Source organism: Microbacterium sp. NPDC089320, assembly GCF_040684875.1.
Taxonomy (GTDB): domain Bacteria; phylum Actinomycetota; class Actinomycetes; order Actinomycetales; family Microbacteriaceae; genus Microbacterium.
This window is the reverse complement of the sequence record NZ_JBFBGY010000001.1, coordinates 659,207-672,032: the sequence shown is the minus strand read 5'-3', so window position 1 is coordinate 672,032 and position 12,826 is coordinate 659,207. Positions and strand designations below refer to the sequence as shown.

At 68.3% G+C, this 12,826-nt stretch carries 13 protein-coding genes; 6 read left to right on the top strand and 7 right to left on the bottom strand.

Annotated elements, in window-relative coordinates:
• The first annotated feature begins 227 nt into the window (after positions 1-227).
• Complete coding sequence (locus AB0N61_RS03410) at positions 228-1,367, top strand: site-specific integrase (RefSeq protein ID WP_363361717.1); 1,140 nt, start codon at positions 228-230, stop codon at positions 1,365-1,367.
• Positions 1,368-1,585: 218 nt separating this feature from the next.
• Here the strand turns inward: AB0N61_RS03410 and AB0N61_RS03405 are convergent, their stop codons facing one another.
• From AB0N61_RS03405 to AB0N61_RS03390, 4 genes are all read right to left on the bottom strand, one after another.
• Positions 1,586-2,110 carry a VanZ family protein gene (locus tag AB0N61_RS03405; RefSeq protein ID WP_363361715.1) on the bottom strand — a complete coding sequence of 175 codons (525 nt, stop codon included), beginning with the start codon at positions 2,108-2,110 and terminating at the stop codon, positions 1,586-1,588.
• A 130-nt stretch (positions 2,111-2,240) separates the two neighbouring features.
• The gene (locus AB0N61_RS03400; RefSeq protein WP_363361713.1) at positions 2,241-2,831 is read right to left on the bottom strand and encodes a histidine phosphatase family protein; all 591 of its coding nucleotides are present in this window, start codon (positions 2,829-2,831) and stop codon (positions 2,241-2,243) included.
• Between the two features lie 115 nt (positions 2,832-2,946).
• Positions 2,947-4,599, bottom strand: coding sequence for a RecQ family ATP-dependent DNA helicase (locus AB0N61_RS03395; protein ID WP_363361712.1), 1,653 nt, complete (start codon positions 4,597-4,599; stop codon positions 2,947-2,949).
• Between the two features lie 116 nt (positions 4,600-4,715).
• On the bottom strand, positions 4,716-5,783 hold the full coding sequence (locus tag AB0N61_RS03390; protein WP_363361711.1) for a spore photoproduct lyase family protein: 1,068 nt from the start codon (positions 5,781-5,783) through the stop codon (positions 4,716-4,718).
• A 135-nt stretch (positions 5,784-5,918) separates the two neighbouring features.
• Here AB0N61_RS03390 and AB0N61_RS03385 point away from each other — a divergent pair, with 135 nt between their 5' ends.
• The gene (locus AB0N61_RS03385; protein ID WP_363361709.1) at positions 5,919-6,905 is read left to right on the top strand and encodes an alpha/beta fold hydrolase; all 987 of its coding nucleotides are present in this window, start codon (positions 5,919-5,921) and stop codon (positions 6,903-6,905) included.
• A 74-nt stretch (positions 6,906-6,979) separates the two neighbouring features.
• Here the strand turns inward: AB0N61_RS03385 and AB0N61_RS03380 are convergent, their stop codons facing one another.
• Complete coding sequence (locus AB0N61_RS03380; protein ID WP_363361707.1) at positions 6,980-8,221, bottom strand: Fic family protein; 1,242 nt, start codon at positions 8,219-8,221, stop codon at positions 6,980-6,982.
• A 152-nt stretch (positions 8,222-8,373) separates the two neighbouring features.
• Between AB0N61_RS03380 and AB0N61_RS03375 the strand changes: the two genes are divergently transcribed.
• Positions 8,374-9,054: a ThuA domain-containing protein gene (locus tag AB0N61_RS03375; RefSeq protein WP_363361706.1), complete on the top strand. Its 681-nt coding sequence runs from the start codon at positions 8,374-8,376 to the stop codon at positions 9,052-9,054.
• 37 nt (positions 9,055-9,091) lie between these two features.
• Positions 9,092-9,394, top strand: coding sequence for a YciI-like protein (locus AB0N61_RS03370; protein WP_363361704.1), 303 nt, complete (start codon positions 9,092-9,094; stop codon positions 9,392-9,394).
• 35 nt (positions 9,395-9,429) lie between these two features.
• Here the strand turns inward: AB0N61_RS03370 and AB0N61_RS03365 are convergent, their stop codons facing one another.
• Together AB0N61_RS03365 and AB0N61_RS03360 are read right to left on the bottom strand one after the other, a co-directional pair.
• On the bottom strand, positions 9,430-9,768 hold the full coding sequence (locus AB0N61_RS03365; protein ID WP_363361702.1) for an ATP-dependent DNA ligase: 339 nt from the start codon (positions 9,766-9,768) through the stop codon (positions 9,430-9,432).
• A 77-nt stretch (positions 9,769-9,845) separates the two neighbouring features.
• On the bottom strand, positions 9,846-10,835 hold the full coding sequence (locus tag AB0N61_RS03360) for a DMT family transporter (RefSeq protein WP_363361700.1): 990 nt from the start codon (positions 10,833-10,835) through the stop codon (positions 9,846-9,848).
• A gap of 71 nt (positions 10,836-10,906) precedes the next feature.
• Here AB0N61_RS03360 and AB0N61_RS03355 point away from each other — a divergent pair, with 71 nt between their 5' ends.
• Positions 10,907-11,911: a LysR family transcriptional regulator gene (locus AB0N61_RS03355; RefSeq protein WP_363361699.1), complete on the top strand. Its 1,005-nt coding sequence runs from the start codon at positions 10,907-10,909 to the stop codon at positions 11,909-11,911.
• The gene (locus AB0N61_RS03350; protein ID WP_363361698.1) at positions 11,904-12,740 is read left to right on the top strand and encodes an alpha/beta hydrolase; all 837 of its coding nucleotides are present in this window, start codon (positions 11,904-11,906) and stop codon (positions 12,738-12,740) included. The genes AB0N61_RS03355 and AB0N61_RS03350 overlap by 8 nt, the downstream gene beginning before the upstream one ends.
• Positions 12,741-12,826 lie beyond the last annotated feature (86 nt).

Sequence of the window (12,826 nt, the reverse complement as noted above, 5' to 3'; positions counted from 1 at the left end):
TCCAGGAGGGTTACCGCCCGAGCTGGGCTCAACATGGAAGGAATTCGGAAACTAGCCTTTTACTTTCGGGCTGCAGAATCGTGTACGCACGACACCGTAGCACACGTTTTCGCTCGTTTGTGAGCAGAAAACCGAAGTCGGCGTCGTCGATGAAGTACTGGCGCATATGTCAGTGGTGTGCCATAAGCTCGCATCTCCACACTGAGAGCAGGACTTGCGGAGGACCGATGGGCAGCGCCTACTCGTACGAGACCAAAGACGGCAAGCGGTGGGAGGCGCGATACCGCAAGCCGGACGGGAAGACCGCTCGGAAGGCCGGCTTCACGAGGAAGCGCGACGCGGAGGCGTACCTCACCACGGTGGAATCGGCGAAGCTCCAAGGGGCATACATCGCGCCGGGCGAATCACGCGTCACGGTCGGCACGCTTGGTGCAGCGTGGCTCACGGCACACGGAGCGGCGGTCAAGCCGTCGACGTTGCACAGTGATGAGAGCGCGTGGAGAGTCCACGTTGAGCCGGTCTGGGGAGATCGCCAAGTCGGAACAATTCGCCACACCGAGGTATCCGCGTGGGTGGCGGAGCTGAGCCGGAAGCGGTCGGCCACGACCGTCAAGCGCTGTCACGGCGTGCTCGCTGCGATTCTGGACGGTGCTGTGCGGGACCGTCGCCTCCAATCGAACCCGGCACGCGACGTCAAGACACCTCGGAAGGTTCCGAAGCCGAGGGCTTACCTCACCCATCAGCAGGTTGAGCGGCTGGCAGACGCATCGCTTTACCCGGACCTGGTGCGCTTCCTGGCCTACACGGGGCTCCGTTGGGGAGAGGCCACCGGGCTCAAGGTGGCGGACATCGACCTGTCGCGGCGCAGGCTGAACATCACTTCGAACGCGGTGACCGTCAATGGGCATGTCGTCGTCGGTACGCCGAAGACCCACGAGAGGCGGACTGTCGTATATCCGGCCTTTCTGGACGACGCGATGACGCGAGCTGCGTCGTATAAACGACCGGACGAATTGGTCTTTCCGGCGGATGCTGGAGGGTACCTTCGGCAGGGTAATGCCCAGTCGGGATGGTTTGCAGGTGCCTGCAAACGGGCGCGGCGAGAGGATGCGGCGGATGCCGCTGAGGCGCGTTCGCGCGGCGAAGGCATCCGTGCCGTCATGCCGCGAGTCACGCCCCATGATCTGCGGCACACGGCGGCGTCTCTGGCGATCAGCGCTGGTGCGAACGTGAAGGCTGTACAGAGAATGCTTGGTCATGCGAGTGCCGCGATGACCCTCGACACGTACGCCGACTTGCTCGATGACGACTTGGACGATGTTGCTTCGGCGCTGGACCGTCAGCGAGCCGCTGCGCTTCAGCAGTAACGCAGCAGTAACGGAACGCATGCGACGCACCGTGAACCGATGTGCGCAGATGTGAGCGACCTCCCCGTTTTTCCGCTGATTCCGACCTCCCACGCACAGTTCGCTGGGCATCGATATGGGTTCAAATCCCACCGTCACCGCCATGGAAACCCCCTCTTCGTGAGGGGGTTTTTCCGTATCCGGGGTGGGGCGTGGTGCAGTCGTGGTGCCAATCGTCCCTAGCTCGAGGGCATCGGGGCGCGTTCACGTGTGGCGTCGTGCCATCGGAACCGGTCCACGAGCGGTGAGAGTGTCGGTGCTCGCGAGATCAGGCGGAAGAGGAGGTATCCGAGGAGGCCCCCGGTGACGTTCCACATGAAGTCGTTGATGTCGGCGATGTGACCGCCGTTGAAGAAGTCGTCCGCGCCGAGTTGAGCCAGTTCGATCCCGGCACTGACGCCGGCTGCCGTCGCGAGGATCTTCCACCAGGTCGGGCGGCGCTGGAGCAGGGGGATGAGTATTCCGAGCGGAAGAAAGACGGCGATGTTCGTCAACGCGTCTTCGACCTCGTAGTCATAGAACGGGATCAGCGCGAGGTGCGGCACGTACGGTTCTTCGCTGCGCGCGGGGAACAGGTAGATCGGGAAGACGGTGTTGGCGAAGATGCCAGCGGCGTAGACCGCTACCGCGGCTGCAACCAAGACGCGGGGCCACGTGAGGGGCGCTCGCTTGCGCAGGACGAGGAGCAGGACGATGAAGACCACCACGCCCAGCGGAATCGCTACGGGAAGGACGGCAACTTTCCCGAAAGGGCCTGAAAGCATCAGACGAGCCTAGTCGCATCCCTGCCCCGCATCGCGCCTCCTCCATCGCGCGGGGCGTCCCGCGACAGGCTCAGCGACTCTCGAGAATGCGGTCGGCGTCTGTGTGGTGCAGGACGGGTAGCGAAGGGACCAGCTGGCCGTCGCTGAAGACGATGTCGTGGATGGAGCCATTGGCCGCCGGCTCCGCATTCATGCCAGATCCATGCGTCGCGTGACGATTCACGGCGTTGATGAAGGCTCCGTGACTCACGATGATCACGTTTCGACCGGCAAACCTCGCGCCTATCCGGCGTAGCGCGGATGTCGCTCGCTTCGCCAACGCCAGGTGCGTCTCGGCACCGGGGATCGGGCCGCCTTCGAGGATGCCGTCCAACTCCGACCACAGTCGACCGTCAGCAGCGCCGAATGTCTGCTCGACGAGCTGAGGATCTATTTCCACGTTCGAGAGGCCGAGATCAGTGGCGATGATTGCCGCCGTCGATGCCGCACGCTCCAGGGGGCTCGTGACGACCGCGGCGTACCGCAACCCTCGGAGACCGTCCGCCGCTCCGTGAGCTTGCGCCCGCCCTTCATCGTTGAGAGGGATGTCGACGTGGCCTTGGATGCGTCCCTGAGCGTTCCAGAGCGTTTGGCCATGTCGTATCAGGCGCAAGAGAGTCATAGAGCAGAACTTTCGAAAGAGACCGCCGCGCAGGTGGTTGGCGTGGCCCGTGGCACGGAGCGTAGCCGTCAAGATATCAGCGGCAAGCCGCTGATCGGCGGATCGCTGCGCGCGATCAGCGACCCACAGGCTCCGCGACCTCGAGTGCACCGCTGTCGATCGCCGTGAACGAGAGCACCTTGTAGCCCTCTGACGCGAAGTAGACGGTCGCGCGATCGGCCTCCACGCCCGTGACCGTTCCCTCACCCCAGTCGCGGTGCCGGACGATCTGGTCGATCGTGACGGGTGCGTCCGCGATCGCGGCGTCGTCGGCGGCGGCGGACGACGCGTCGCGCTGCTCGCAGCGGTCGCAGTTGTCGCACCAGGCGGGGCCGTCGACCCCGAAGTACTCGAGCAGCACCCGTCGGCGGCACTGGGTGGTCTCGGCATACGCCCGCATCATGGCCAATCGCGAGTCGGCGATGCGCTCGCGGGAGTCGAGGGTCTCGCGCACGGCCTTCGCCGCCCTGGCAGCCGTGATCGGCCTGATCAGCCGCACACCGTCGGCGGTGTCGCCGACGCCCGCATCGACGAGGTCGTTCACGAGGCGGGTGACCGTGCGCGTCGGCTTGTCGATGTCGTCCGCAAGCTCACGGATGGTGCGGCCCGGCTTCGCGGCGATCGCGGCGCGCAGCGCGCGGATGTCGGCCGTGCGCACCGACCGCCTCGTGAAGAAGCGCCGCAGCCCGAGGTCTTCCGGACGGTAGTGCAGAGCCGTGGTGGCCGGCTCGCCGTCGCGCCCGGCTCGGCCGATCTCCTGGTAGTAGGCGTCGAGCGACTCGGTGACGGTGGCGTGCAGCACGAAGCGCACGTCGGCGCGATCGATGCCCATGCCGAAGGCAGAGGTGGCCACGACGACGTCGAGGGTGCCGTCGCGCCAGCGGTCCTGCACGTCGCGGCGCTCAGCGGCCTTGAGCCCCGCGTGGTACGCCGCCACGCTGCGGTCGTCTGCGGCGATCTCGTCGGCGTAGCTCTCGGCCTCGGCGCGGGTCGCGACGTAGACGATGCCCGGCGCCGTCCAGGTGCGAGCCTCCTGCACGACGGCCGCCTTCTTCTCGGCATCGCTCTCGTGACGGTGCACGACGAGACGGATCTCGGGGCGGTCGACACCGTGCACCTGCACGTCGACGTCGGTCATCGCCAGCTTCTCGATGATCTCGGCGCGCACCGGCTCTGAGGCGGTCGCGGTCATGGCCAGCACCGGCGGATTCCCGAGATCGCGACGCACATCGCCGAGGCGCGCGTAGTCGGGGCGGAAGTCGTGCCCCCACGACGACACGCAGTGCGCCTCGTCGACGACCAGCAGGCTGACGCCGGCGGCGGCGAGACGCGACACGGTGTCTTCCTTCGCCAGCTGCTCGGGGGCGAGCAGCACGTAGACCGGGCCGCCTCCGTCGATGAGATCCCACGCGTGGGCGCTGTCGCCGGCCGACGTCGAGCCGTTGAGCGCGACCGCCGGCGGGGCAGCCGGAGCGTCGCGGATGGAAGCGAGCTGGTCGGCCTGCAGAGCCACGAGCGGCGACACGACGAGCACGACACCGCCCCGCTGCGCCCCGGCGACCTGGTAGACGGCCGACTTGCCGCCGCCCGTCGCGAGCACGAGGAGCGTGTCGCGTCCGGCGGCCGCCGACGTGATCGCTTCCCGCTGGCCGGGCAGCAGCTCCGCCCACCCGAAACCGTCGCGGGCGATGTCGTCGACGGTGGGGGAGGACGTGCGGGAAGAGCTCATGTCTGCGACGGTATCCGCGCGCCCCGGTTCGCGCGCGAGCCTTGACATCCGGGTGTCGGCGGCGCAGGGCATCCCCTCGCCGGTGCCGCTCGTCGCGCCGGCGGCGATGCACTGCGCTAGAACGCGTAGCGGATGCGGCACGACGGGAGGTGTCGGGCGACGAGCTGCGTGAAGGTGTCGACGTGCCGGCGCTTCAGGTCGGCGCGGTACCGCACATTGACGGCGCCGTTCTGCGACACCTTGGCCTCTTGGGTCGGGGGCGTCCAGAGCAGTTCCTCGGCCTTCGGATGCCAGCCGAGGTTGACCTCGTGCAGCCGTTCGTTGTGGGTGAGGAAGATCACCTCGGCCGCGAGCTGTCGCTTCGTGGCCGGAGACAGCACATCGTCGAGGTGCACGAGCAGCTCGGTCCACTCCTCGACCCAGGTGGGCGTCACGATGATCGGAGAGAAGTTCAGGTGCACCTCGTATCCCGCTTCGACGAAGTCGTCGATCGCCGCGATGCGCTCCGCGATCGGTGAGGTGCGGATGTCGGTGACCTTCGCGAGCGCCGCGGGCATGAGCGAGAAGCGGATGCGCGTGCGCTCGAGCGGGTCCCAGTCGAGCAGCTCGCGGTTGACGTACTTGGTCGCGAACGAGGCCTTCGCCGTGGGATGCATGCGGAACAGGTCGCAGACGTCGCGCACGTTCTCGCTGATCATCGCGTCGACCGAGCAGTCGCTGTTCTCGCCGATGTCGTAGACCCATGCGTCGGGGTCGCACTGGTTCGGCTCGGCCTTCGGCCCCTGTCTGCTGATGTGTCGCGCGAGGTGCGCGGTGATGCGGTCGATGTTCGTGAACACGGTGACGGGGTTGCTGTAGCCCTTCCGCCGCGGCACGTAGCAGTAGGCGCAGGCCATCGCGCAGCCGTTCGCGAGAGAGGGTGCGATGAAGTCGGCCGAGCGGCCGTTGAGCCGCGTGGCGACGCTCTTCTTCTCGCCGAGCACCAGCGCTTCGGTCTTGATGCGCACCCACCGGGCGACGTTGCGCTCGTCGCCGTGCACCTCGGGGATCTGCCAGTGCGACGCGACCGGCACGATCGTCGCGTCGGGCCACCGGGCGATGATCTCCTGACCGCGGGGCGAGCGCGCGGCATCCGGCTCGGCATAGATCCGCCTCACGTCGAGCAGAGGAGACGTCGATCGCATGACCCCTGTCTACTCCGGGCTTCCGACATCGCCGACACTCGCTCGATCTGACTGCACCTGCACGACCGTCGCGGCGGCGGAACACGGATCGAGCCTGATCAGGAAGACGACGGCTCGACCTGGCAGGGTGGAGGGGTGACGAGCGACAGCGGCCGACCGGAGATCATCGTCGAGCACGTGACCTCGCCGTCGGCGACGACACGGGTGACGCGCGTGACGACCACGGCGGCGGCCGGTCGCGAGCCGTTCGTGCTGGTCGCGGGCATCGGCGTCGCGGCGAGCTACTTCGAGTTCCTCGCCCCCACGCTCGCGCAGCGCAGCGACGTCTACGCCCTCGACCTCGCCGGATTCGCCGGCGTCGCCAAGCCTCGCGGCCGCACGCCGTCGATCGCGTTCTTCGCCGATCAGGTCGAGGCCGTCCTCGACCACTACGACCTGGCATCCCCCGTGCTCATCGGGCATTCGATGGGTTCGCAGATCGTCACCGAGGTGCTGACCCGCAGGACCGACCTGAACCACGCGGTTCTCGTGAGTCCCGTGGTCGACGAGCACGAGGCCACCGTGTTCCGACAGGCCGTGCGGTTCCTGCAGTCATCCCTGCGGGAGTCGCTGCACCTGGCCATGATCGCCGTCGCGGCCTACATCCTCTGCGGCCCGGTGTACTTTCTCCGGGTGCTGCCGCATATGCTGCGCTACCGCATCACGGATGCCGTCGGCACCCTCTCGACACGGATGCTGTTCATCCGCGGCGAGCACGATGCGACGTCGTCCCGACGCTTCCACTCGCGGCTGATCGCAGCATGCCCGACGGCGTCGCGCTGGGAGATCGAGGGTGCGGCGCACTCCATCATCAACGCGCACGCGGTGGGCGTCGCGAAGCTCACCATGCGGCACCTCGACGACGACCTGCCGACGAAGGGCCGGATGCTGGATGAGGAGGCGCTCACCCCGCCTCCTGTGCGGACCGATCTCGCGATGATCCTCGGCGCGGTCGTCGCTCGGGTGCGGGAATGGGTCAGTGCACTGCGCGGCGATGAGGCCGGGGTGGCCGAGGCGAAGGAGGATCATGCGCAGATCCTGTGGCGCGCGTACCGGGCCGGCGCGTGGCAGGACCGGGGCTGACGTCGTGCCCGACAGGACGGATGAGACGAACCGGCAGGGGTGGGTCGCCAACTAGACCCCGCGCTGGCGGGTGGCTAGCCTCGGGCGCTCATCCGGCGGATCTGCTCGGCGTAGCCGTCGAGGACGTCGAAGATCCCGCGGTGCTGCCAGACGCGGTTGCGTCCTTGGCCGGTCGTCTCGGCGAGCACCCCGCGGTCGGTGAGTGTGTCCAGCGCGCGCAGCGCTGCCATCTCGCCGAGTCCGAGCGCGCTCATGAGGTACTTCGTGTTCACCGCGGGCTGTCCGACGAGCGCGGGGAGGATCTTCCAGACCGCAGCGTCGGAACGGACGCCCTGTAGCAGAGCGCGGGATTCTTTCAACTGCGCGACGAGGTCGTCGACCAGCTGCGTCCCCGTGGACGCGGCGATGCGACTCGCTGTGGCGAACTCGCGGATGATCGGACCGGCGTCGCCGGCGCGGAAAGCGGTCAGTGCGTGGAAATAGCGCCCGGTGTTCACGAGCAGTCCTGCAGAGATCGGTACGGCGGTCGAACCGACGAGACCTTTGTTGCGCAGGATCGACTGTGCGAGAGCGCGGCCGGTGCGGCCATTGCCGTCGACGAACGGGTGGATGGTCTCGAACTGGGCGTGAGCGACGGCTACCTGGACGAGCACGGAGATGTCCTGGCGCTTCACGAAGCGAACCAGGTCGCCGATCGCACCGGGAATTCGGTCGTGGCGGGGAGCAGTGAACTCCGCCTGGCGCGGGCCGGCGTTGCCGGGACCGATCCAGACCTGTTCCTGGCGGTAGAGACCTGCTTCGTGCTCGAGGCCCGGCTGGTGACGCAGCAGAGCGTGGTGCATCTGCAGGATCGAATCCTCGGAGATCTCGTCCGAAAGCGCGAGCGCTGCCTCCATGGCGCGGACGTTGCCGATGACGGTGAGGGCGTTCGTCTTGTCGCCCTCGTCGATCTCGGCGAGAGCGAGCTGCTTCGCCGATGTCGTGAGCTGTTCGATCTGCGAGCTGGACGCTGACTCTGTGCGCAGCAGGATCGCGGTCATCGGGCCCAGGGCCGGGTTGTGGGTGCCGAGCGCGAGCCGTGCATGCTCATCGAACGCGACCAGCTGGCGTGTGGCATCTTCGACATCGGCGGCGTCATCGCTCGGGACTTGCGGGCTCCACCCCGCGATCGGGGCCGTGACTGTCGGCTCGTACGGCCCGGTCTGTCGCACGACCTCAGCCCGCGAGAACATCCCCGGTGCGCGCGGTGCCCAGTCGAGTGTCTCGCTCGAGACCGCGTCGATGGGGATGCGGTCTTGGGGCGAAGACGTGGACATCACCCCAGCATACCAACACTTATGTGATCAGGTGTGGGTAAAAGATGAGTCGCCCCCGTCTGACGTGCAGAGCTCGGCGGGTGCAAGACGCATCTGACGCACATTCCTGACATCATGTCGCTGATCCCGTTCGAGACCGCTGGAGGTGAGCCGTGTCCACTCGCACTGTGCTGGCGCTGATCGGGGTGGGTCGCTACGCCGACCCGTGGCATCCCTTCGGCGACACTGCATCGCCCATCATCGAGTTGCTCACCGCGAAGGGCATCGTCGTGGAGAGCCCACCTGATGTCGACGATGCTCTCGCGAGATATGCGGATCCTATGGGCGAGCCGCCCGCGCTCCTCCTGGTGAATCTCGGCAGGCCCACGGATGGTGACCCCTCGCCGCGTGATGCTCGGGCGAGAGTGGGGCTCAGGAACCTCATCGCCCACTCACCCATTCTCGCGATGCACGCGAGCGCCAATGCCTTCGAGGATGCTCCCGAGTGGGAGGAAGCGCTCGGCGGACGGTGGATCCCCGGGGTGAGCTGGCACCCGCCGCAGTCGCGCACTCGGGTACACCTCGGCCCTGATGCCTCGCGCCTCCCAGGCGTGTCGGCCTTCGAGACGGAGGACGAGCGGTACCTCGACCTCCGCCTGGCTGACGATCTCCACGTCCTGCTCGAATTCGATGACGAGCACGGTGGGCGCGCCCCGGCCATGTGGATGCGGACCGCCGGCCCCCAGCCCGTGGTGTATGACGCTCTCGGTCATGACAGCCTCGCGTTCGATGACCCTGGGCATCTCGCCGCGCTCGGGTTGGCCATTGATGCCATGACTCAGCGGTCGTCGTAGGCGCGCCCGCGGAGTGGATAGAGAGATGAGGCAAAACATGCACGCGATCCTTGAGTACACCTATGTCGACGATTACCTCGACCGGCGTGACGCGCTGCGCGCCGCTCACCTGGAGAAGGCATGGGCGGCGGTCGAACGCGGTGACTTGATGCTGGGCGGCGCCGTTGGTGACGGACCGTACACGGCGTTGCTGATCTTCACCGGCGACGATCCGCTGAGCGTTGCCCGCGAGTTCGCCGAGGTCGACCCCTACGTCACCGGCGGCCTCGTCCTCTCGTGGAAGGCCAAGCCGTGGACGACGGTCGTCGGGAACGGCGCGGCTACTCCGGTGCGCCCCTAGTCTCCGGGTCGCGCCGTGTGAGTCGGCTTCTGGGCTCAGGCAGGAACAGCGACCCGAGGGGCATCCGTGCTGACCGCTCCGGCGGGTTCGGGCACGAGGTAGAGACCGCTCGGCGCGTTCGCGGTGAATGCGAGCGCGTCGACCCACGCCCGGTTGATCGCCGGCTGGCGACTCCCGGAGAACTTGAACGTGAGAGTGCTGCCCGGGTTGATCCACACGGTGGTGCGACCGCCGCCGACGCTGATGTCTTCTCGCCAGGTGAAGCTGAACGGCTCGCCGCGGCGGAGCTTCGACGTGATCACGAGCTGGAGGTGCGTCAGTGCGCGGTCCTCGATCTCGGTCTTCTGTGCGCCTTCATAGATGAACTTGCCCATGATGGGCTCCTCTGCGTCGCCACGGAGCCCGTGCCAAGAGGCGCGACCGAGATGGTCGCTCGGTGGTAGCTCCAGCGTCACACAGATGTCGCGCGCGTCGGCCGAGGGTTCGCATGGTGACCTACTCTCCGCGGTATCTGTTCCGCTGGCGTGACTTCCTCGCACTCCGCGAGGGCCCGCTCCCGGTGGCGCCGCTCGATCGCCTGCCCGACGTAAGAGGCCGCGATGATCAGCGCGGCGCCGACGAGTCCCGCGATTCCCACGGCGTCGTCGCCGATCAGGACGCCGACGACGAGAGCCCACACGGGTTCGGTGCCCATGAGGATGCTGGCGCGGGTGGCCGAGGTGCGACGCACCGCCCAGAGCTGCACGGCGAACGCGAAGACCGAGCACAGCAGACCGAGGAACAGCGCGTTCGCCCATCCCGCCCAGCTCAGTCGGGCGATGGAGCGGGGGAGCTCCGACCCGGCCGCGAGCGATGACACGGCGGCGCACACGAGCAGCTGCACGAACACCACCGCGAGAGTGCTGTCGTCGCGACGCCGCGTGAGCCGGGCGCTCGCGGTGACGTGCAGGGCACGGACGACAGCCGCGGCGATCACGAGGGCGTCGCCCGTGGTGGGTGCGCGCAGCCCATCGCCCGACACGAGGAGCGCGACTCCGACCACGGCGCCGACCGAGGCCGCGAAGTACGACCGCGGCAGCCAGGACCTCGCCGCCAGGCTCTCGAGGATCGGGGTGAAGATCAGCGCCAGACTGATGAGAAGCCCCGCGTTGGTCGCAGACGTGAGGTGAACGCCCCAGGTCTCGAGGCCGATGACCGCCGCCTGCGAGCATCCGAGCAGCGCCGCGATGGCGAGTCCGCGACCACGCGGCATCCGCTCCCGGCGCAGCCCGCAGATCACTCCCAGAGCGGCGGCTGCCACGAGGAAGCGCAGGGAGAGCGCCGAGGCGACGCCCACCTCGGCGGCGAGGGCTTTCGCCGAGACGAAGCTCGCTCCCCACACGGCCGCGACGGAGACCAACAGCAGATCGATGAGCACAGGGGGAAGAGGACCGCGACGCATCCCCTCACTCTCGCTCGGGACACGATGAAGAGCAATGCGCAGTGTCTATGCTCTGTCGTAAGGTTGACCTTATGGATCCGGTGCATCTCCGTCTGCTGAGAGAACTCCGCGACCGCGGCAGCGTCGCGGCCGTCGCCGCCGCTCTGCACGTGTCGGCCTCCGCGGTGTCGCAGCAGCTCGCGCACCTGCAGGCGCGAACGCCGGTGCCGCTGACCACCCGGCGCGGACGCGTGCTCGTGCTGACGTCGGCGGGCGACGCGCTCGCCGCAGCGAGCCTCCGCGTCGACGAAGCGCTGACCGAGGCGCGCGAGACCGTGGCCGGCCTCCTCGAGAACAGCTCCGCTCCCGTGCGAGTGTCGGCGTTCACGAGTGCCGGGCTGGGGCTGTTCGGCGCTCTGCTCGAGGAGCTCGACGGCGCGACGCCGGTGCACCTCACCGATGCCGACGTGCCGAATCGGGAGTTCCCCGGTCTCACCGCCGATCACGACCTCGTCATCGCGCACCGCCTCGCGCATGACCCGCCCTGGCCCGCGGACCGCGTCGTGGTCACGCCGCTGCTCGCCGAGCCGCTCAACATCGCGGTCTCGGCGCGGCATCCCCTCGCCGGCAAGGCCGGCGTCACCGTCGCCGATCTCGTCGACGAGACCTGGGTCTCTGTGCAGGACGGATTCCCGCTCGCCGGCGTTCTCGACCATCTGGCCGCACGGGCGGGCCGGCCGCTGCGCGTCTCCCACCGCATCAACGAGTTCTCGGTCACGGCCCAGGTCGTGCGAACCGGGGCGGCGATCGCGATCATGCCGCGCGCGACCTCGACGGCGCTCGAGGTCGACGGGCTGGTGCTCGTCCGACTCGCCGATGTCGAGCTCGTGCGACACGTCGACATCCTCTCTCGGCCGGATGCCCTCGCGTACGCGTCGGTGCAGAACGTGATGCGCGCGCTGATCGCGGTGGCGTCGCGTCTGCAGGGAGCGCCGGCGGGGCCGGGCGCCGGAGCACCGGAAGCCGAGACGGCGGGCGGGCCCCGTCCGACACCCACCACCCGTGGGGCACAGGTCGAGGAGGCCGAGCATGTCTGAGCAGAGTGTGCGCGACAGGGTGGTGCTTCTGCACGGCTGGCCCGGCCTGCCGTCGGATTTCGACCGCGTCGTCGATCTCCTGCCCGATGCCGACGTCACCACCCCGGACCTCAGGGGATTCGGGACGGCGTTCGACGGAGACCTCCCGGTCTCGGAGGCGACCGCTGAGGCGCACGCCCGTCGCGTGCTCGCGCAGATCGGCGGCGACGACGGCGACGCCGACAGCGACCGACCGAGGGGCCGCACCATCATCGCCGGATACGACATCGGCAGCCGCATCGCGCAGGCGGCCCTCCGCCTCGCGCCGGGGCGCTTCGACGGGGCCGTGCTCACCCCGGCGTATCCCGGGATCGGCGATCGCTCAGCGGATCCGGCCCTGGCATCCGTCTTCTGGTACCAGCACTTCCACCGCGAACAGGTCGCCGTCGACCTCATCGACGGAAGACCGGACGCCGTGCGCAGCTATCTCGACCACATCTGGCGAGCCTGGCGCGGGCCCGACGCGGCATCCGAGCATCCGCGGCACGATGAGGTGATCGCCGCCTACTCGCGCCCGGGCGCCTTCGCGGCGAGCATCCAGTGGTATCGAGCCAACCGGGGCTACACGGGCGACTCGGCGCCGATCGCGACGCCCGCGATCATGCTCTGGCCCACCGACGACCCGCTGTTCCCGATCGCGTGGGCCGACCGGCTCCCCGAGCACTTCACGGATGCTGTGCTGACGCCGGTTCCCGGGAGTGGCCACTTCGTGCCGATCGAAGCGCCGGACGCCTTCGCCGCGGCGATCCGCGCGCTTCTCGCCGACGGCGATGCGGGGCCGCCCCGGTAGCCGACACGCCGGTGAGTGAGGCTGTGGGTCGCCGCGAGCATCGAGAACGCGGCGGCGCACGGACGAACCAGTACGACATCATGGAT